Origin of the sequence: Cnuibacter physcomitrellae (assembly GCF_014640535.1) — a bacterium.
Taxonomy (GTDB): domain Bacteria; phylum Actinomycetota; class Actinomycetes; order Actinomycetales; family Microbacteriaceae; genus Cnuibacter; species Cnuibacter physcomitrellae.
On the sequence record NZ_BMHD01000001.1, the window covers coordinates 1281751 to 1300648 of the forward strand.

The following is an 18898-nucleotide window of genomic DNA, read 5'->3' on the forward strand; positions in this document are numbered from 1 at the left end:
ATGTAGCCTCGTCGGTGTGACCGACTCGACCGCGCAGCACCCCCAGTCCGGCACCGACTCCGGCATCCGGGTCCTCACCGCAGGGGTCACCGCCGAGGAGGTCGCGGCCGTCACGGTCGTCGTCGAGGCCGCCGTCGCGGCCGAACTCGAGTCGATCCACGACGAGCCCGCCATCGCTCCCTCCGCCTGGAGCCACAGCCAGCGCGCGCTCCGGCAGCCGCTCCAGCCGGGCCGTCACGGCTGGCGCTCGTTCGGCGGCGCCTGAAGCTGAGAGCAGGTTGGACGATTCCTGAACGACCTGAAGGAAATGTCCTCCGAAATCCCTACTGACGCCGCCTCTCGGAGGCGGCAATATCGTCAGTGCTAGGTGTCTCTCAGTCTTTGACCCGAGGAACACCGCCGGGCATCCGCTGACTAGGGTAAGCGGGCGGATGCTTGGGGGCGAGTCAGGGCGGTATTCGGGTTATCGCCCTGACTCGGAGTCTTCACGAAGGGGTCGGCCGTCAGGCCGGCCCCTTCGTCGTCTCCGTCCTCTGAGCCCTCTCCACACGCTCCGCCCTCGGCCCCTTCGTCCGCCGCGTGGAGGGCCGCTCGGATCGACCGCCCGAGCGTAGGTAGTACCTCACCTGAAGCGCAGCTCAGGCCCGCCGCGGGATCTCCAGCCAGAGCGTGACGGCGTCCTCCTCCTCGTCCGGACGGCGGGAGAGACCCACCACGGTGACCGCGACGTCGTCGTCGACGGCGCCCGTGCGCACGACGATCCGGTCGGCCTCGCTGCCTCCGATGTGCTCGGCGATCTCGGCCATGATCCGCGCCCGATCGGCGTCGGGGAGCTCGTCGATCCCGCCCTCGTCGAGGAGGCTCACCTCCGCGCCGCGCTGCCGGGCGGCGGAGACCACCCGGCGCACCTCGTCGTCGAGCAGTCGACGCCCGCGGATCTCGTCGCGCAGGGCGGCCTCTAGGCGGAGGCACTCGGCGCGCTCGTCCTCGTCCAGGACACCGCCGGTGGCGACGATCCGCTCGAGCAGGGGCGTGGCGACGGTGGTCATCATCCTCACCCGGTCTCCGCGCTCGCTCCGCTCCGCCTCCTCTCGCGCATGCCACTCGACCGCACGCCGGGCGGCGCGCTCGTACAGCCGGGCGTCGCGGGCGGAGAGCCCGACGGCGCGGGTCGCCGCCTGGCCGACGCCGACGAAGACCGCACTGCCGACCACCCCCAGCGTCGTGAGGGCGACGGGATCGTCCGCCCAGACCAGGACGGTGAGCGCCAGCACGACGACGCCGCTCCAGGCGAACCAGGCCCGCTGCCGCACGACGACGATCGTCATCAGGGTGCCGACCGCGGCGATCGGCCAGGTGGCGTAGCCGTTGTCGGCGCGCGGATCGAGCTGGTTGAGCACCAGGATGAGCATCACCACCGACACGGCGCCGTCGCCCGCGGCCAGCCACGCGGGCATGCGCTGCCGTCGCCCCGGCCACAGGCTCAGCGTGGTCGCGACGGCGTAGAGGACCATCGAGACGACGACCGGCCAGGGCGACTGCGGGGTGCCCAGCGTGTAGACGCCGAGCACGATGTGGTAGGCCGAGATGGCGGCGGTGAGCAGGATGAGGAGCAGCCGCGGCACGACGATCACGCTCTGCCCTCCTCGTCGTCGAGGCGCCGCCACGCCAGCCGGATGCGGGTGCCGGCGCCATGGGCGGAGGCGACGTCCGCCTCGCCGCCGACGGACCGCATCCGTTCGAGGACCGACACCCGGAGGCCCAGTCGATCCGCCGGGACGTCCTCCACGGAGAAGCCGGTCCCGGTGTCGGTGACGACCACCGTCACCCCGCCCCCGGCCCGGGAGACGACGACCTCCCGACGCACCGGCCGCTCGAGCACCGGAGCGCCGGGCGACTCCGCGTGGAGGACGCTGTTCTCGACCGCCTGCGCCGTCGCGGCGCACAGGGCGTCGGCGATGCGGGAGGGGATCGCGGGCGGCACGTCCAGGGCGTCGAACCCGACACCGGGAGCCGCGGCGGCGATGAGCCGCAACCGCTCCAGCAGGGCCGGACCCGGTTCCATCCGCTCGATCGCGTCGGCGGCGGCCGATGCCCCGTCCGCGATCCCGTCGCTGGGGCCGGCCGGGCCGGTCTCCGCCGCGCTCTCGGTCGCGTCGTCGGACGCGCCGAGCTCCCGCAGCTCGTCGAGGGCCCTGGCGGCCATGGCGACGGCGACGCCGCGCTGCTCCTCCCCTTCGGCGCGCGCGGCGGCGAGGAGCGAGGCGAGCACGCGGTCGTGCACGATCCCGTCGATGCGCGTGCGCTCGAGCTCGATCGCGTGCTGCCTGGCGGCGACGGTGTAGCTGGCGATCGCCTGCGCCTGCGCGGAGTCCACCTTCGACGCCGCCGCACGGAGCGTCCCGATGACGACCACGACGAACATCCCGATCAGCACCCCGTAGGCGGTCTCGATCGCGACCGGGATCGGCGTCGCGGCCCCGCCGGCCGGCGAGAGCCGGAGCGCGACGTAGATCGCGGCGACGGCGAGGGCGTATCCGCCGGCGACGAACGGCGGGAAGGCGATCGCCGCTGCCGCGATGGTGAGGCTGAGCACGTAGAAGATCCAGGGCTGCACGCCGTCGGCATCGGACGGGTCCGGCACGCCGAGCGGCCACAGCACCATGATGAGCACGAAGCTGATCGCCACGACCCCGGCACTGACGCGGGCGCCCCGGCGGACGACCGAGCACACGGCGGCGGCCGCGATGACCGCGAGCCACCACACGGGCGTCACCACCGCCCAGACCGGGCTCACGCCCTTTGCCGCCCCGAGCATGGCGGGGATCGACTGCACGGTGAAGACGAGGCCGAACAGGGCGACGAGGCGGGCGAGGATCGTGTCGATCCGCTCCCTGGTCGAGGCGCGCGGCCGGCGCGAGCCGAGTCCGCCGATCACCGCCCGGACCCGCCCGCCGCGGTCGGCGGGACGGACGCGGCGTCCGCCTCGGCCGCCGCCGTCCACGGCGCCGTCGCCGATCACGGGATCGTCACCGGTCGTCGGCGCGCTCGTCGAGGGCGAGGATCCCGTCCTCCACCGCGCGCCGCAGCAACTCGATCTTCGAGCGGGCCGGGCGGCCCACCTCGACGTACTTGGCGCGGATGCGGTCGAGGTACTCCTTCGCGGTGGAGACCTTGATGTTCAGACGGGCGGCGACCTGCGAGAGGGGCAGCCCCGAGGCGTAGAGGTGGAGCACGTCGCGCTCGCGCTGAGCCAGCTGCGCCTTCCCGAACTCGCGGTCGGCGTCGATCGCGCTGGCCCACTCGAGGTTGTTGAGCACCCCTCCCCGGGCGACGGTGCCGATGGCGTCGATCATCGTCTGCGTCGGCACGGCCTTGGGGATGACGCCGGCCGCCCCCGCCGCGAGCGCCTCGCGCACCAGTCCGACACGGTCCGCGATGCTGTGCACGAGCACGGCGGCGCCGAGGGAGAGGGAGTGCTGCACGTTCTCGGTGACGGTGAACCCGTCGCCGAGGCTGAGGTCGAGCACGATCACGTCGCACGCTCGTCCGTCCAGCGCCGTCCACAGCTCGCCCACCGACGCGGTCGCCGCGAGCACCTCGTACCCCGCGCTCTCGCAGGCCGCGCGGACCCCCAGCCGGACGGACTCGTGGTCGTCCACGATCGCCACGCGGATCAGGTCGTCATCGTCTGCCATGTCATGCTCCCCTTCCCTCATCCTAGAAGGGACGCGGCGCGGCGCCTCGTCGGAGGCCGGGCGCTCGGCGCCGCGGGCGGTCAGTCCGCCCGGGTGAACGTCCCCACGGTCTCGAGGTGGTGGGTGTGCGGGAAGAGGTCGAACGCCTGCGCTCGACCGAGCGTGTAGCCGGCCTCGCCGAACAGGGCCACGTCCCGCGCGAACGCCACCGGATCGCAGGCGACGTAGACCACCTGGGCCACGCCGAGCCGGGTCAGCGACCCGACCACAGCCTTGCCCGCACCCGAGCGGGGCGGGTCGAGCACGACGGTGGCGCCCGCCAGTCGGCGCCGCTCCGCGGACGAGGCCGAACGCTCCACCCGGTCGAGGTAGCGGTCGACACGGGCGGTGACCGCCGAGGCGCCCACCCAGTCCGCGAGGTTCTCCTGGGCGAACCCGGTCGCGACGGCGTCGCTCTCCACGCTGGTCACGCGCGTGGAGCGGCCGAACCGGTCGCCGAGCGCGGCGGCCAGGAGCCCGACGCCCCCGTAGAGGTCGAGGTTGGCGGCGGCGGGGTCGAAGCGGTCGGCGTCGACCGCCTCCTGGACGGCGGCGGTGAGCGCGGTCGGCGCTCCGCGGTGCACCTGCCAGAAGCCCGTGCGGGCGACGCGGAAGAGGCGGTCCCCCACCCGCTCGAGGATCGGATCGTCGTGACGGCCCGAGGAGATCAGGACGTCGCCGTCGGCGGTCTCCGCGAACGAGAGCTCGCCGCCCTCGGAGCGCGCGGACGACCCGGCCCGGGCCTCGGCGAGCGCGGCCGCCTCGATCGCCGGTCGAGCGAGCGGATGCGCGTCGACGTCGATGACGCGGTGCGATCGGGCGGCGTACGGACCGAGAGCACCGCGACCGTCCGTGTGCAGGGTGAGCCTGGTGCGCCAGCCGAGCCCGTCCGACTCCTCGTCGCCCGGGAGCGCCGCCACCTCGACGACGCGGTCGATCCGGCCCTGGCGCTTCAGCGCATCCGTCAGCACGTCGGTCTTGAGCGCGCGCTGGTGCGCGAGGTCGATGTGCCCGAACTCCGCGCCGCCGGCGCGGTCCTCCGGTGCGCGCTCCAGACCCGCGGCCGCCCAGACGTGCGGGCGGCGGTGAGGCGACGGCTCGAGCACCTCGACGGTCTCGGCCCGCCAGAACGACGACTTGCTGTCGTCGGTCACCCGGGCGAGCACACGCTCGCCGGGCAGCGTGTCGGAGACGAAGACCACGCGGCCCTCGAGCCGGGCGACCGAGACACCCCCGTGGGCTACGGTGAGTACGTCGAGCTCGACGAGCCCGTCGGTCGTTCCAGCCATGCATCGAGCATCTCACGATGCGATGCCTCCCCGCGAAGGCAGTCATGCGCCTCTACCTCGCCTCCACGTCCCCCGCCCGGCTCTCCCTGCTCCGGCAGATCGGCATCGAGCCGGTCGTGGTCCCGCCGCTCGTCGACGAGGAGGCGGAGGTCGCCCGCGTGGAGGCCGAGACCGGCCCGCTCGCCCCGGGCGCCATGGTCCAACTGCTCGCCCGGCTCAAAGCGGAGGCCATCGTGGGCACCGAGGTCGACGGGGAGCCGATCGACGGCTTCATCCTGGGCGGCGACTCCGCGTTCGAGTTCGGCGGCGTGGCCTACGGCAAGCCCCACCGCCCCGAGGTGGCCCGCGACCGCTGGCTCGCCCAGCGCGGCGGATCGGGCGTCCTCCACTCGGGTCACTGGATCGTCGACCACCGCGGCGGAGCGCGCCGCGACGGAGCGGGCCGGGTCGACGAGGCGCGCCTGACGTTCGCCGACGACATCACCGACGACGAGATCGACGCGTACGTCGCCTCTGGCGAGCCGCTGCTCGTCGCGGGCGCGTTCACGATCGACGGCCTCGCCGCCCCGTTCATCCGCTCGATCGAGGGCGCGCCGTCGGCCGTCGTCGGGATGTCGCTGCCGGTGGTGCGCGATCTGCTCCGCGGCTTCGGCGCCGACTGGACGTCGTTCTGGAATCGCTGACCGCGTTCAGGATGCCCGACGGGCCGTTGTAGACACGGTGACTGATCGAGACTCGATCTTTATGCCGTTCCGCCAAAACGTATCCGCCACCCCCCAATAGGCTTGTGTGTCATGCCGCGTATCTCGAAGGTCCTCGTCGCCAACCGTGGAGAGATCGCCGTCCGGGTGATCCGGGCCGCGAGGGACTCGGGGATCGGCTCGGTGGCGGTGTACGCCGACCAGGACCGCGACGCACTGCACGCTCAGCTCGCCGACGAGGCCTACGCGCTCGACGGCTCGACGAGCGCCGACACGTACCTCGTGATCGAGAAGATCCTCTCCGTCGCCCGACGCTCCGGGGCGGATGCGGTCCACCCGGGATACGGGTTCCTGGCGGAGAACGCCGACTTCGCCCGCGCCGTGATCGGCGCCGGCCTCACCTGGATCGGCCCCTCCCCGGAGGCGATCGAGCGCCTCGGCGACAAGGTCTCCGCGCGTCACGTCGCCGAGAAGGTCGGGGCGCCGCTGGCTCCCGGGACCCTCGACCCGGTGAAGGACGCGGGCGAGGTGCTCGACTTCGTCGCCGAGCACGGCCTGCCCGTCGCCATCAAGGCGGCCTTCGGCGGCGGCGGCCGCGGCCTCAAGGTCGCCCGCACCCTCGAGGAGGTGCCCGAGCAGTTCGAGTCGGCCACCCGCGAGGCGATCGCGGCCTTCGGCCGCGGCGAGTGCTTCGTCGAGAAGTACCTCGACCAGCCGCGCCACGTCGAGACCCAGTGCCTCGCCGACGAGCACGGCAACGTCGTCGTGGTCTCCACCCGCGACTGCTCGCTGCAGCGCCGTCACCAGAAGCTCGTCGAGGAGGCGCCCGCGCCCTTCCTCAGCGACGAGCAGGTCGCCCTGCTGTACTCGGCGTCGAAGGCCATCCTCCGCGAGGTGGGCTACGTCGGCGCCGGGACCTGCGAGTTCCTCGTCGGCAAGGACGGCACCGTGTCCTTCCTCGAGGTGAACACGCGGCTCCAGGTCGAGCATCCGGTCTCCGAGGAGGTCACCGGGATCGATCTCGTGCGCGAGCAGTTCCGCCTGGCCGAGGGCGGCGTGCTCGACTACCCGGACCCCGCCCCCCGCGCGCACTCGTTCGAGTTCCGCATCAACGGCGAGGACCCGGGCCGAAACTTCCTCCCCGCCCCCGGGCCGGTGCACGTGTTCAAGCCCGCGGGCGGCCCCGGCGTGCGCGTGGACTCCGGAGTGCAGGCGGGCGATGTGATCAGCGGCGCGTTCGACTCGCTGCTCGCGAAGCTCATCGTCACCGGCGCGACCCGCGAGGAGGCGCTCGAGCGCTCCCGCCGTGCCCTCGCCGAGTTCGAGGTCGCCGGGCTCCCGACCGTGCTGCCCTTCCACCGCGACATCGTCACCAACCCCGCGTTCACCGCCGAGGGGGCGCCGTTCTCGGTGTACACCCGCTGGATCGAGACCGAGTACGCCAACCCCGCCGAGCCGTGGAGCGGGTCGCTCGACGAGCTCCAGGAGCCGGCGGAGCGCCGCACCATCGTCGTCGAGGTCGACGGCAAGCGCGTCGAGGTGGCCCTGCCGTCACGCCTGGTCGCCGCCGAGGCCCGCTCGGTCGCCGCGCACGGCGGTCGTTCGTCCGGCGCCGCTCCCCGCCGCCGCGGGGCCGGGTCGGGCGGCGTCTCGACCGCCACCGGCGACTCGGTGAAGGCGCCGATGCAGGCCACCGTCGTGAAGATCGCCGTCGAGGAGGGCACCCAGGTCGTCAAGGGCGACCTCGTGCTCGTGCTCGAGGCGATGAAGATGGAGCAGCCCATCACGGCTCACAAGGACGGCACGATCTCCGACATCGCCGCCCAGGTGGGCACCACGGTCCCCTCCGGCCAGGTCCTCCTCACCATCGCCTGACCTGCGCCGAGCATCCGCCCGGCGGTCAGAGGACGATGTGCATGGCGCGGGCGGCGTCGGTGATGCTGCCCGAGAGCGAGGGGTAGACCGTGAAGGCGCGGCTCACCTGGTCGACGGTGAGGCGGTGCTCCACCGCGAGCGCGATCGGGAAGATGAGCTCGGAGGCGTTCGGCGCGACGACGACCCCGCCGATCACGGTGCCGGAGCCGGTGCGCGCGAAGATCTTCACGAACCCGTCGCGGATGCCCATCATCTTCGCGCGGGGGTTCGACGACAGCGGCAGCTTGTAGATGTCGCCCTGGGCGATGCCCTCCTCGATCTGCCGCTGCGTCCATCCGACCGTCGCGATCTGCGGCTGGGTGAAGATGTTCGACGCCACGTTGCGCAGCTCGGTGGGGGTGACCGCGTCGCCCATGGCGTGGAGCATCGACGTGCGGCCCTGCATCGAGGCCACCGAGGCCAGCGGCAGGAAGTTGGTGCAGTCGCCCGCCGCGTAGATGTTCGGCACGCTCGTGCGGGCGACGCGGTTGACGCGGATGTGCCCCGAGTCGGTGAGCTGGACGCCCGCCTCCGCGAGACCGATGCCCTTCGTGTTCGGGACCGCGCCGACCGCCATGAGGCAGTGGGATCCCTCGACCGTCCGGCCGTCCGACAGGGTCGCGACGACGCCGTCCTCGGTGGCGACCACCGAGTCGGCTCGGGACTTCGACAGCACCGTCATCCCGTTGCGCTTGAAGACGTTCTCGATGACGGCCGCCGCGTCCGCGTCCTCACCCGGGAGCACCTGGTCGCGCGACGAGATCAGCGTGACCTTGGAGCCCAGGGCGTTGAAGGCGGAGGCGAACTCGGCGCCGGTCACACCGGATCCGACCACGATGAGGTGGTCGGGCATCGTCTGCAGGTCGTACAGCTGCTTCCACGTGAGGATGCGCTTGCCGTCGGGCATCGCGGTCGACAGCACGCGGGGGCTGGCACCGACCGAGACGACCACGGTGTCGGCGTCGAACTGGTCGAAGTCCGTCCCCCCGGGGCCGGTCGAGACCACGACCGAGGACGGGCCCTCGAGCCGGCCGTAGCCGTTCACGATCTTGACGCCCGCGTGCACGAGGCTCGCGCGCTCGTCCTCCGACTGCTGCCGGGCCAGACCCATGAGGCGCTTGTTGACCTGGGCGAGGTTGATGGCGACGTCGGGACGGATGGGGCGGCCCTTCTCGGTGCGGGCGAAGAACTGCACGCCGATGTCGGCGGCCTCGCGGATGCCGTTGGTCGCCTCGGCGACGGCGATCAGGCCCTTCGAGGGGACGACGTCGGTGAGCACGGCGGAGCCGCCCACCCCGGTCGACTCGACCAGCACCACGTCTGCCCCGAGCTGCGCTCCGGCGATCGCCGCCTCGTATCCGCCGGGGCCGCCGCCGACGACGACGACCTTCTGCTTGCGCTCGAACTCATAGGCCATGCACGCCATTCTGCCAGGGTGCGAGCCGCCGCGATCCGGCCCGGCTCCGGCGTCCGGCGTGAACGGATGACGAACACTCACCGGCGTTAGGCTGGAGGCATGGCAGGCAGCATCCCCCATCCCCTCGACAACCCCGAGACCGACCCGTTCGAGGTCGCGAAGGAGGCGGCGGATCGGATCGCCGAGCTGACCGGAGTGGAGCGTCACGACGTCGCCCTCACGCTCGGCAGCGGCTGGGGCAAGGCGGCCGACCTGCTCGGCGAGACCGTCGCCGAGATCCCCGCCACCGAGGTCGTGGGGTTCAGCGCGCCGGCCGTGGCCGGGCACGTGGGATCGCTGCGCTCGATCCGTCTGGCGAACGGCAAGCACGCGCTCGTCATCGGCGCCCGCACGCACTACTACGAGGGTCACGGCGTGCGGCGCGTGGTGCACAGCGTGCGCACGGCGGCCGCGACCGGCGCCTCCGTCATGGTGCTCACCAACGGCGCGGGCGGCATCAGGGAGACCTGGACGCCGGGCACCCCCGTGCTCATCAGCGACCACATCAACCTCACCGGCGACTCGCCGCTCGAGGGCGCCACCTTCGTCGACCTCACCGACCTCTACGCCTCGCGCCTGCGCGACGCCGCCCGGGCCGTGGCGCCCGAGCTCGACGAGGGCGTGTACGTGCAGTTCCGCGGGCCGCAGTACGAGACCCCCGCCGAGGTGCAGATGGCGAAGACCATCGGCGGCCACATCGTGGGCATGTCGACCGCGCTCGAGGCGATCGCCGCCCGCCAGGCCGGGATGGAGATCCTCGGCTTCTCGCTCATCACCAACCTGGCCGCGGGCATCCAGAAGACCCCGCTCAGCCACGCCGAGGTCATCGAGGCGGGCAAGAACGCCGAGGCGCGCATCGGGGACCTCCTCGCGAAGGTGGTCGGCAGCCTCTGATGAGCACCACCCGCACCACCGGCGACGGCGCCGAGCACCTCGACGACCGGTCGACCCCCACCGGGGCCGAACGGCACGGCGAGCCGGAGCGGCCGAACGACCTCGAGCGGCTCGTCGACGCCGCGGCCTCGTGGATGGCCCAGGACCCCGACCCGGAGACCCGGGCCGAGCTGTCCGCCATCCTCGACGGCGTGGGGACCAACGACCCCGAGGCGGTCGCCGCCCTGCGCTCCCGGTTCGGCTCCCGGCTCGGCTTCGGCACCGCGGGCCTCCGCGGCGAGGTCGCGGCCGGCCCGAACCGCATGAACCGGGTGCTCGTGTCGCAGGCCGCGGCCGGGCTCGCCGCTTACCTCCTCGAGCGCGCGGCGCCCGGCGTCCGCCCGTCGGTGGTCATCGGCTACGACGGGCGCCGCAAGTCGGACGTGTTCGCACGCGACACCGCCGAGATCATGGCGGGCGCCGGGGTGCGCGCCGTCCTCCTCCCGCGCCTCCTGCCCACGCCGCTCGTCGCCTATGCGGTGCGCGATCTGGGGGTGAGCGCCGGGGTGATGGTCACCGCGTCCCACAACCCGCCGCGCGACAACGGCTACAAGGTGTACCTCGGCGGCGACGACGAGGGCTCCCAGATCGTGCCGCCGGCCGACGCCGACATCGCCGCGCACATCGAGCGCGTCGCCCGTGAGGACGACGTGCTCGAGCTTCCGCGGTCCGGCGACTACGAGGTCGCCGACGAGGCCCTCGTCGAGCGCTACGTCGAGGCCACGGCCGGCGTGGCCACCAGCGCTCCGGGCGAGCGCGGCCCGCTGCGCGTGGTCTACACCGCCATGCACGGCGTCGGATGGGAGACGCTCTCCCGCGTGCTCGTTCGGGCGGGATTCGAGGAGCCCGTCCTCGTCGAGGAGCAGATCGCGCCCGACAGCGCCTTCCCCACCGTCGTGTTCCCGAACCCCGAGGAGGTCGGGGCGCTCGACCTCGCCTACGCCTACGCCCGCGAGTCGCGTGCCGACCTCATCCTCGCCAACGACCCCGATGCGGATCGACTGGGCGTCGCGATCCCCGACCGGGCCGCGCCGAGCGGGTTCCGTCGTCTGACGGGGAACGAGGTCGGCCAGCTCCTGGGCTGGCGCGCGGCCGAACGGGCCGCCGCCGCGGGGGTGACCGACGGGATGCTGTCGTGCTCGATCGTCTCCTCCCCGGGCCTGCGCGCGGTCGCCGAGGAGTACGGGCTCGGCTTCGTCGAGGCGCTCACCGGCTTCAAGTGGATCTCGCGGGTCCCCTCGCTCGTCTTCGGCTACGAGGAGGCGCTCGGCTACCTCGTGAACCCCGGGACCGTCCGAGACAAGGACGGCATCTCGGCCGCCGTGGCCGTGCTCGACCTCGCCTCGACGCTCGCCGCCGAGGGGCGCACGCTGGCCGACCGCCTCGACGACTTCGTGGAGCGGTTCGGGGCGTACGGCTCCTCGCAGATCTCGTTGCGGGTGACCGACCTCTCGCGCATCCGGGAGCTGATGGCGGAGCTGCGGGCCACTCCCCCGACCGAGCTCGGCGACTTCCCCGTGGTGTCGATGGACGACCTCGCCGCCGCGGCGGGCGACGCCCCGACGACGGATGCGCTCCGCTTCGACCTCGGGGACGCACGCGTGATGGTGCGGCCGAGCGGCACGGAGCCCAAGCTCAAGGTCTACGTCGACGCGTGGAGCACGGAGGGCGACCTCCTGGCACGGAAGACCGCCGTCGCGGAGGCCCTCCTCCGCCTCGAGGCGGACCTGCGGGCGCGCATCTCCTGACCGGCCTGACCCCGACAGGACCAGACGACCCTCTCCGCTCGGTCGGACGCACGGCGTAGCGTGGACCACGTCCGCCAGTCACGAGGGGAACCGCATGACCACGATCGCCGACACCATCGTCGAGACCATCCACGCCGCCGGAGTCGAGAGGGTGTACGGCATCCCCGGCGACTCGCTCAACGGGTTCACGGATGCGCTGCGCCGGTACGGCAAGGTCGCGTGGCAGCACGTCCGGCACGAGGAGGCGGCCGCGTTCGCCGCGTCGGGTGAGGCGGCGATCACGGGCGAGCTGGCGGTCTGCGCCGGCAGCTGCGGACCGGGCAACCTGCACCTCATCAACGGGCTGTACGAGGCGAACCGCTCGCGCGTGCCCGTGCTGGCGATCGCCGCGCACATCCCGATCTCCGAGATCGGGACGAACTACTTCCAGGAGACCCACCCGCAGGAGCTCTTCCGCGAGTGCAGCGTGTACTGCGAGATGGTCTCCGACCCCAGCCAGATGCCGCGCATGCTCGAGATCGCGATGCGCACGGCGGTGGAGCGCCGGGGCGTGGCCGTGCTCGTCATCCCGGGCGAGCTGTTCCTGGAGTCGAGCAAGGGCCGCCGGTCGACCACCCCGATCCGCACGCTGCCGAGGGTGGCCCGCCCGACCGACGCACAGCTCGCCGAGGCCGCGAGCATCCTCGACTCGGCCGAGAAGGTCACGATCCTCGCCGGCGCCGGCGTGGAGGGCGCGCACGCGCAGCTCCTCGAGCTCGCGGAGCGGCTCCAGGCACCGATCGTGCACGCGCTGCGCGGCAAGGAGTTCGTCGAGTACGACAACCCGTACGACGTCGGCATGACCGGGCTGCTCGGCTTCTCGTCCGGCTACCGGGCGATCGAGTCGTGCGACGCGCTGCTGATGCTCGGCACCGACTTCCCCTACCCCCAGTTCTATCCGTCGAAGGCGAAGGTCATCCAGCTCGACATCCGCGGAGAGCAGCTGGGCCGCCGCACCCCCGTCGACCTCGGGCTCGTGGGCAGCGTCGCCGACACCATCCCCGCGCTGCTGCCCCTCCTCGGCGAGAGGAAGTCGTCCCGCCATCTCGAGCGCTCGCTGAAGCACTACGCGAGCACCCGCAAGGAGCTCGACGAGCTGGCGGTCGACGATCGCGGTCGCACGCCCATCCATCCCGAGTACGTGGCCAAGCTCGTCAGCGAGCTCGCCGCCGACGACGCGGTGTTCCTCCCCGACGTGGGCAGCCCGGTCGTCTGGGCGGCGCGCTACCTCAGGATGAACGGCCGCCGTCGCCTCGTGGGCTCGTTCTCGCACGGCTCGATGGCGAACGCGCTGTCGCAGGCGGTCGGTGTGCAGAGCGCCGCTCCCGGCCGCCAGGTGGTGGCCCTGGCGGGCGACGGCGGTCTGGCGATGCTCCTCGGCGAGCTGCTGACGCTTCGTCAGAACAAGCTCCCCGTGAAGGTCGTCGTGTTCGACAACTCCTCGCTCAACTTCGTCGAGGTGGAGATGAAGGCCGCGGGGTTCGTCAACTACGGCACCGAGCTCGACAACCCCGACCTCGCCGCCGTCGCGTCCGCGGTGGGGCTGTTCGCCCGCCGTGTCGAGAAGCCCGGCGACCTCGAGGGCGCCCTGCGCGACGCGTTCGCGCACGACGGCCCCGCGCTCGTCAACGTCGTGACGGCGCGGCAGGAGCTCTCCATCCCGCCCACCATCACGGCCGAGCAGGTGAAGGGGTTCACACTCTACGCGCTCCGCACCGTGATGTCCGGCCGCGGCACCGAGCTCATCGACCTCGCCGACACGAACGTCTTCCGCCGCCTGTTCTCCTGACCGTCCTCAGGGCAGGAGGGCGCGGACGGCGTCGGGGGACGTGGCACGGGCGAGGGCGGCGGCGAGCGACTCGTCGTTGAAGAGGTTGGCGATGCGCGCGACGCCCGTGACGTGGGCGTCCGGCTCGGTGGCCGCGAATCCCACGACGACCGACACCGGGTCGTGGTGGGGATGCCCGAAGACCACCGGCTCGGCGAGCGTCACCACGGCCCACCCGGTGCGCCGCACGTCGTCGTCGGGTCGCGCGTGGGCCAGCGCCACCCCGGGCGCGATCACGATGTAGGGCCCGTGGTCGTCGACCATCGCGACCATCCGATCGGCGTAGCCGGGGCCGGTCGTCCCCGCCGACTCGAGCGCCTCCCCGGCGCTGCGGATCGCCTCGCGCCAGTCGGCGGCGGAGACGCCCACGGACACGGCCGGCAGGGGAAGAGAGGGCTGCTCCATCGGCGTCGACATCGTGAGCCGATCCTCCCAGCGCGTGTTCCGAGAACGCTGAGTGCGCTCAGCGCCCCTGCACAGCCTCGTCGAGCCGGCGGGAGTGGCGACGCGCCGCCTCGGCCAGGCCGGGGTCGACGATCGTGAAGGGCATGTCCTCGGGGATCCAGGAGAGGATGCGGAGGAGCGCCGGAGTCCCGTCCGCCTGGATGGTCCAGCGGGTCGTCCGCTCGTCGACGGCGACGGCTCCCTTCGCCCAGGGCCCGAAGCGGGCGAGCACCTCCGCCAGCGGGGCGTGGAGATGGATCTCCGCGCTCGACCGGGTCCGCAACCCCTCGAACGCCCGCTCGACGAACGCCGCCGCCGACTCCGTCGGCAGGGCGCGCGGCTCGAAGCGCAGACGGGTGAGGAGCAGGTCGTCCATCCGATCGACCCGGAAGGTGCGCCAGTCGCTCCGGTCGACGTCCCAGCAGACGAGGAACCAGGTCCGGGCGGAGGCGACGAGCGCGTGCGGCTCGACGACCCTCCGCGTCGGATCGGCACCGGGCCGGTCGTAGCGGAAGCGGATGCGCTCCCTGTCTCGGCAGGCCAGGGCGAGCCGGCCGAGGAGCTCCTGCGAGACGGGGGCGGCTCCCGTCTCGGGGGCCCGCGTCTCGACGTGCGCCGCCAGCGCGTTCACGCGGCTGCGCAGGGCCGGGGGCAGCACCTGCTCGAACTTCGCCAGCGCGCTCGTGGTCGTGACGTCGCCGTCGACGAGCCCCTGGGTGACCGCGGCGCGCAGTCCGATCGCCATCGTCACGGCCTCGTCGTCGCTGAGGAGCAGGGGCGGCAGCTGCGATCCGGCCTCGAGCCGGTAGCCTCCGGTGCTGCCTCGCGTGGCCTCGACCCGGTACCCGAGCTCACGCAGGCGCTCGACGTCGCGCCGGAGCGTGCGCTGCGTCACCTCGAGCCGCGCCGCCAGCTCGGGACCCGGCCACTGCCGGTGGGTCTGCAGCAGCGAGAGCAACGCGAGGATGCGGGAGGTCGTCTCGGCCATCTCCCGATTCTCCCCGATCATCAGGACGAGAACTGACCTGTTTCCCGCCTACCGTGGTGCGCATCCGAGAAGGGAAGAGACCATGGACTGGAAGATCGAGCTCATCTTCGTGCCGGTGACCGACGTCGACCGCGCGAAGGCGTTCTACGTCGATGCGCTGGGCTTCAGCGCCGACCACGACGCATCCCCCGGCGACGGTGTGCGCTTCGTGCAGTGCACCCCGCCCGGGTCGGCGTGCTCCATCGCGTTCGGCACGGGACTGACCGAGATGGCGCCGGGATCGCAGAACGGCATCCAGGTCGTCGTGCCCGACGCGGATGCGGCGCTGGCACGCCTCGAGGCCGCCGGGGTCGCCGCCGAGGGCGTGCTCGACCTCGACTGGGGACGCTTCGTCTCGTTCGCCGACCCCGACGGCAACCGCTGGACGCTCCAGGAGCTGCCCGACCACGCCGCGGCCAGGCGAGCCGCCGATTAGGGACCGCCCCTCACTCGGCAGCGCCGCGCCCCGCCGGATCGGCGGCGGCGCGGCGCCGGGGGTGCGGGATCAGAGCTCGTCGAACGCGTCGGAGATCGCGTCGGCGAGGTCCTCGCGGTCCTCGAGCGGGAGGAAGCTCGCCGCGGCCGCGTTCAGCTGGAACGTCTCGAGGTCGTCGAGGTCGTACGCGAACGTCTCGGTGAGCAGCGCCAGCTCGCGGCTGATCGTCGTGTTCGACATCAGGCGGTTGTCGGGGTTGACGGTGACGCGGAAGCCGAGCTGGTACAGCAGGTCGAACGGGTGGTCGACGAGCTCGTCGCCCCACTGGGCGATGGCCCCGGTCTGGAGGTTCGACGACGGCGAGAGCTCGAGGGCGATCTCGCGGTCCTTCACCCACTGGGCGAGCACGCCGAGCGAGACGTACGTGTTGTCGTCGTCCTGGCGCTCGATCGTCACGTCCTCGGCCAGGCGGACGCCGTGACCGAGGCGCAGGGCCCGGCCGTGGAAGAGGGCCCCGCGGATGCTGTCGAGCCCGTCGGCCTCGCCGGCGTGCACGGTCGTCGGGAAGAGGTGGTGGGCGAGGTAGTCGAAGGCCGCCAGCTGGTTGGCGGGCGGGAAGCCCAGCTCCGCCCCGGCGATGTCGAACCCGACCGCGCCGCGGTCGCGATGCCGCACCGCGAGCTCCGCGATCTCGAGACCGCGGCCGGCGTGGCGCATGGCCGTGATGAGCTGCCCGACGCGGATGGTCTGCCCCTCGGCGTGCACGTCGTCGACGCCCTGCTCGAGGCCGGCCTGCACCGCCTCGACGACCTCGTCCAGCGTGAGGCCGCGCTGCAGGTGCTGCTCCGGCGCCCAGCGCACCTCGCCGTAGACCACGCCGTCGGCGGCGAGGTCCTGGACGAACTCGCGCGCCACCCGTGTGAGGCCCTCGCGGGTCTGCATCACGCCGAGGGTGACGTCGAAGGTGGCCAGGTAGTCCGGGAGCGAGCCGGAGTCGGCGCTCTCCTCGAACCAGTCGCCGAGGTCGTCCGCGTCCGTCGCGGGCAGCTCGAAGCCGATCTCGTCGGCGAGCTCGATGATCGTCGCCGGACGCAGACCCCCGTCGAGGTGGTCGTGGAGCGACACCTTCGGAAGGGACTCGAAGGGGATGTCGGTGCCGGGCACGAGGCCGTCGTCTGCGCTGTCGCTCATGGGCTCAAGCCTAGGGCTCCGCGCGTCCGGGCGAACAGCCCGGCTTCCCCTAGGATGGCGACGCGGCGGGGGCCGCTGACGAGGGGGAGCACCATGAGCGACCAGCACACCACCGCGGGATGGCCGCCGCCCGGCTACGACGGGACCGGGGACGGCGTCCAGGCGGCGCCGCTGCAGCCTCCGGCGCAGGAGTGGCCGCCGCCGGGGCAGGCGCCCACGCGCCGTCGCAGCCGGGGCCGGCTGGTCGCGGCGATCCTCATCCCCACCCTGGCCTTCCTCGCACTGGCCGCCGGCTTCACGACATGGAGCGTGCTCTCGATCCAGCGCTACTCCGCCGACACGGCCGCGCTGCAGGAGGCCGCCGACGACCAGCGTCTCGCGATCGCCGCCAACACCGCGCGACTCGAGGACGCCCGATCGCTGCACCTCCGGCTCGAGGGCGTCACCGCGGCGAGCGCCTTCGGCCGCGATGCCTCGGCCGAGGCGGAGGCCCTGCGCACCTCGTCGACGGACCTCGAGACCACCATCACCGCCTCCCCCGAGTTCAGCGTGACCTCGGTCACGGTCCCGCCGCCGGTCTCCGACGGCTGGCGGCCGCCGTGGGAGCTCGACGCGGCGTCGGGCTCGATGGAGGACCAGATCGACGACCTCGAGGGCGTCGCCGCCGAGGCGGGAGCGAACGACGACGCGGTCGCTGCGGCCGTGGAGGCGACAAGCGGAGCCGAGACCACGTACTTCGGCGCCCTCGCGGCGGCGGGGCAGGCGACGATCGACGCGCATCCTGCCACCAGCTACGAGGCCCGGTTCCACCTGGCCGACCTCATCGACCAGGCGTCCGACGCCGTCCTGGTGGCCGGACGCAACGGCGATCTCGTCGACTCGATGGCCGCCGCCGAGGATGCCGTCGCGGCAGCCGAGGCGACCGAGCTGGCCGAGCGCGCCGACCCGGCGCTGGCCGTCCGCAAGGAGATCGAGGCGTACGCGAACTCGATCTCGCGGGGCGTCCAGCTCGACATCGACTGGGCGCCGGAGGTGTCGGGGCTCGGCGAGGGCTGGTTCTCCGGGACGGCCCAGTACATGTACGACCACGACGGGTGGGCGATCATCATGCTCAACTACCCCATCGCCGAGGGCTGGAACGACGGCTACAACGACTTCGACGCCAAGGCCGTCGTGACCCACGAGGTCGGCCACACGCAGGTGCTCAGGCCCGAGTGCGAGAAGATCTTCCGGAGCCCGGTGTTCGGCGGCGACGACGAGATGTGGGCCACGGCCTGGGCCATCGCGCAGGGGTTCGACACCGACGGCTCGGGCATCCAGGCCTACGGCCGGCCCTCGGACGAGCAGATCGCCGCCGCGGCCCAGTGCAACTGAGCGCGGCGCCGGCCTCGGTTCGAGCGCAGGGCCGGAGCGGTCAGAGCACGAGGTCGGCGGCGATCTCGCTCGCGGCCGCCCGGGCGGCGGCCAGCACGTCGTCCGCTAGGGAGGCGCTGAGGCTCGTCGCAACGTAGGGCACCGTGAGTGCGGCGAGCGCGGTCCCGTCCCCACGCAGGACGGGGACGACCACGTCGGTGATCGACGGCTGGACCGCATCCGCCCTCACCAGGTGCCCGGCCTCGCGGATGCGCTCGAGCAGCGCAGGATCGACGCCGCGCCGGTCGGCGAGCTCGGCCCCCCGGGGATCGAACGCGGCCAGCACGAGACCGGTCGCGGTGGGCCCGATCTCGAAGAGGGCGCCCACCCGCACGCGGAACCCGAAGTCGGCCGGGCTCTCGACCTGGGCGACGACCCGCACCCTCTCGGCGTCGAGCACGCTGAGGTTGCACGACTGCCGCACCGACTCGGTGAGCGCGCGCATCACGGGCAGCCCGGCCGTCTCGAGCGCGTGCAGCGGCTCCTGCCGGTGGGCCAGGTCGAACAGCCGCAGCGAGAGCTCGTACAGGCCGCTCCTCCGGTCGCGCAGGAGGTAGCCGCGGCGTTCCAGGGTGGCGAGCACGCGGAAGATCTGGCCGGGCGACCGGTCGATGGCCGTCGCGATGTCGAGCTGGCTGAGGCCGCCCCCGCGCTCGGCGAGCAGCTCGAGGACGTCGAGCGCCTTGTCGAGCGCCGGGACGGCGTACTCCGGGGTCTGGGCGGGCTCCGCCACGGTTCCGCC

The 18898-nt window shown here is 72.9% G+C and carries 17 protein-coding genes; 8 read left to right on the forward strand and 9 right to left on the reverse strand.

Annotated features, from left to right (window positions below):
• Positions 1 to 16: 16 nt before the first annotated feature.
• Positions 17 to 265, forward strand: a complete 249-nt coding sequence (locus IEX69_RS05960; protein ID WP_085020155.1) for an acyl-CoA carboxylase epsilon subunit — start codon at positions 17 to 19, stop codon at positions 263 to 265.
• A 373-nt stretch (positions 266 to 638) separates the two neighbouring features.
• Here IEX69_RS05960 and IEX69_RS05965 read toward each other — a convergent pair whose 3' ends face one another.
• The 4 genes from IEX69_RS05965 to IEX69_RS05980 all read right to left on the reverse strand — a co-directional run bounded on the left by IEX69_RS05965 (position 639) and on the right by IEX69_RS05980 (position 5026).
• Positions 639 to 1634, reverse strand: coding sequence for a DUF8320 family protein (locus tag IEX69_RS05965; protein WP_085020156.1), 996 nt, complete (start codon positions 1632 to 1634; stop codon positions 639 to 641).
• Positions 1631 to 3022 carry an ATP-binding protein gene (locus IEX69_RS05970; RefSeq protein WP_085020157.1) on the reverse strand — a complete coding sequence of 464 codons (1392 nt, stop codon included), beginning with the start codon at positions 3020 to 3022 and terminating at the stop codon, positions 1631 to 1633. Before IEX69_RS05970 ends, IEX69_RS05965 begins: the two co-directional genes overlap by 4 nt.
• Before the next feature lie 7 nt (positions 3023 to 3029).
• Positions 3030 to 3698 carry a response regulator transcription factor gene (locus IEX69_RS05975; RefSeq protein ID WP_229756245.1) on the reverse strand — a complete coding sequence of 223 codons (669 nt, stop codon included), beginning with the start codon at positions 3696 to 3698 and terminating at the stop codon, positions 3030 to 3032.
• An 80-nt stretch (positions 3699 to 3778) separates the two neighbouring features.
• Positions 3779 to 5026, reverse strand: a complete 1248-nt coding sequence (locus tag IEX69_RS05980; RefSeq protein ID WP_085020159.1) for a class I SAM-dependent RNA methyltransferase — start codon at positions 5024 to 5026, stop codon at positions 3779 to 3781.
• Between the two features lie 44 nt (positions 5027 to 5070).
• On the opposite strand from IEX69_RS05980, the gene IEX69_RS05985 reads away from it, so the two are divergent.
• Both IEX69_RS05985 and IEX69_RS05990 read left to right on the forward strand, forming a co-directional pair.
• On the forward strand, positions 5071 to 5709 hold the full coding sequence (locus IEX69_RS05985; RefSeq protein WP_085020160.1) for a Maf family protein: 639 nt from the start codon (positions 5071 to 5073) through the stop codon (positions 5707 to 5709).
• 111 nt (positions 5710 to 5820) lie between these two features.
• Positions 5821 to 7602, forward strand: a complete 1782-nt coding sequence (locus IEX69_RS05990; protein ID WP_085020161.1) for an acetyl/propionyl/methylcrotonyl-CoA carboxylase subunit alpha — start codon at positions 5821 to 5823, stop codon at positions 7600 to 7602.
• A 25-nt stretch (positions 7603 to 7627) separates the two neighbouring features.
• Here the strand turns inward: IEX69_RS05990 and IEX69_RS05995 are convergent, their stop codons facing one another.
• Complete coding sequence (locus IEX69_RS05995; protein WP_085020162.1) at positions 7628 to 9058, reverse strand: NAD(P)H-quinone dehydrogenase; 1431 nt, start codon at positions 9056 to 9058, stop codon at positions 7628 to 7630.
• Between the two features lie 99 nt (positions 9059 to 9157).
• Here IEX69_RS05995 and IEX69_RS06000 point away from each other — a divergent pair, with 99 nt between their 5' ends.
• The 3 genes from IEX69_RS06000 to poxB all read left to right on the forward strand — a co-directional run bounded on the left by IEX69_RS06000 (position 9158) and on the right by poxB (position 13606).
• A complete protein-coding gene (locus IEX69_RS06000; protein WP_085020163.1) occupies positions 9158 to 9991 on the forward strand; it encodes a purine-nucleoside phosphorylase in 834 nt (277 codons plus the stop codon).
• 134 nt (positions 9992 to 10125) lie between these two features.
• On the forward strand, positions 10126 to 11778 hold the full coding sequence (locus IEX69_RS06005) for a phospho-sugar mutase (protein ID WP_229756409.1): 1653 nt from the start codon (positions 10126 to 10128) through the stop codon (positions 11776 to 11778).
• A 94-nt stretch (positions 11779 to 11872) separates the two neighbouring features.
• A complete protein-coding gene (gene poxB / locus IEX69_RS06010) occupies positions 11873 to 13606 on the forward strand; it encodes a ubiquinone-dependent pyruvate dehydrogenase (RefSeq protein ID WP_085020165.1) in 1734 nt (577 codons plus the stop codon).
• A gap of 6 nt (positions 13607 to 13612) precedes the next feature.
• On the opposite strand, the gene IEX69_RS06015 is transcribed toward poxB, so the two are convergent.
• Together IEX69_RS06015 and IEX69_RS06020 are read right to left on the reverse strand one after the other, a co-directional pair.
• A complete protein-coding gene (locus IEX69_RS06015) occupies positions 13613 to 14062 on the reverse strand; it encodes a PTS sugar transporter subunit IIA (RefSeq protein ID WP_229756246.1) in 450 nt (149 codons plus the stop codon).
• A gap of 46 nt (positions 14063 to 14108) precedes the next feature.
• Positions 14109 to 15077, reverse strand: a complete 969-nt coding sequence (locus IEX69_RS06020) for a helix-turn-helix transcriptional regulator (protein WP_085020166.1) — start codon at positions 15075 to 15077, stop codon at positions 14109 to 14111.
• 82 nt (positions 15078 to 15159) lie between these two features.
• Between IEX69_RS06020 and IEX69_RS06025 the strand changes: the two genes are divergently transcribed.
• Positions 15160 to 15552 (forward strand): VOC family protein, encoded by a 393-nt coding sequence (locus IEX69_RS06025; protein WP_085020167.1) that lies wholly within the window; start codon positions 15160 to 15162, stop codon positions 15550 to 15552.
• Positions 15553 to 15621: 69 nt separating this feature from the next.
• Here the strand turns inward: IEX69_RS06025 and IEX69_RS06030 are convergent, their stop codons facing one another.
• Positions 15622 to 16743 (reverse strand): adenosine deaminase, encoded by a 1122-nt coding sequence (locus tag IEX69_RS06030; protein ID WP_085020168.1) that lies wholly within the window; start codon positions 16741 to 16743, stop codon positions 15622 to 15624.
• Between the two features lie 93 nt (positions 16744 to 16836).
• Here IEX69_RS06030 and IEX69_RS06035 point away from each other — a divergent pair, with 93 nt between their 5' ends.
• On the forward strand, positions 16837 to 18117 hold the full coding sequence (locus tag IEX69_RS06035; RefSeq protein ID WP_085020169.1) for a hypothetical protein: 1281 nt from the start codon (positions 16837 to 16839) through the stop codon (positions 18115 to 18117).
• Between the two features lie 40 nt (positions 18118 to 18157).
• On the opposite strand, the gene IEX69_RS06040 is transcribed toward IEX69_RS06035, so the two are convergent.
• Positions 18158 to 18889, reverse strand: a complete 732-nt coding sequence (locus IEX69_RS06040; RefSeq protein WP_085020170.1) for an IclR family transcriptional regulator — start codon at positions 18887 to 18889, stop codon at positions 18158 to 18160.
• Positions 18890 to 18898 lie beyond the last annotated feature (9 nt).

Excerpts from the sequence above, each read along its gene's own strand:
- IEX69_RS06030 (WP_085020168.1), bottom strand. The coding sequence starts at position 16,743 with ATGAGCGACAGCGCAGACGACGGCCTCGTGCCCGGCACCGACATCCCC.
- IEX69_RS06005 (WP_229756409.1), top strand. The coding sequence starts at position 10,126 with ATGGCCCAGGACCCCGACCCGGAGACCCGGGCCGAGCTGTCCGCCATC.
- IEX69_RS05975 (WP_229756245.1), bottom strand. The coding sequence starts at position 3,698 with ATGGCAGACGATGACGACCTGATCCGCGTGGCGATCGTGGACGACCAC.
- IEX69_RS05980 (WP_085020159.1), bottom strand. The coding sequence starts at position 5,026 with ATGGCTGGAACGACCGACGGGCTCGTCGAGCTCGACGTACTCACCGTA.
- IEX69_RS06035 (WP_085020169.1), top strand. The coding sequence starts at position 16,837 with ATGAGCGACCAGCACACCACCGCGGGATGGCCGCCGCCCGGCTACGAC.
- IEX69_RS05985 (WP_085020160.1), top strand. The coding sequence starts at position 5,071 with ATGCGCCTCTACCTCGCCTCCACGTCCCCCGCCCGGCTCTCCCTGCTC.
- IEX69_RS06000 (WP_085020163.1), top strand. The coding sequence starts at position 9,158 with ATGGCAGGCAGCATCCCCCATCCCCTCGACAACCCCGAGACCGACCCG.
- poxB (WP_085020165.1), top strand. The coding sequence starts at position 11,873 with ATGACCACGATCGCCGACACCATCGTCGAGACCATCCACGCCGCCGGA.
- IEX69_RS06015 (WP_229756246.1), bottom strand. The coding sequence starts at position 14,062 with ATGTCGACGCCGATGGAGCAGCCCTCTCTTCCCCTGCCGGCCGTGTCC.
- IEX69_RS06025 (WP_085020167.1), top strand. The coding sequence starts at position 15,160 with ATGGACTGGAAGATCGAGCTCATCTTCGTGCCGGTGACCGACGTCGAC.
- IEX69_RS06020 (WP_085020166.1), bottom strand. The coding sequence starts at position 15,077 with ATGGCCGAGACGACCTCCCGCATCCTCGCGTTGCTCTCGCTGCTGCAG.
- IEX69_RS05990 (WP_085020161.1), top strand. The coding sequence starts at position 5,821 with ATGCCGCGTATCTCGAAGGTCCTCGTCGCCAACCGTGGAGAGATCGCC.
- IEX69_RS05995 (WP_085020162.1), bottom strand. The coding sequence starts at position 9,058 with ATGGCCTATGAGTTCGAGCGCAAGCAGAAGGTCGTCGTCGTCGGCGGC.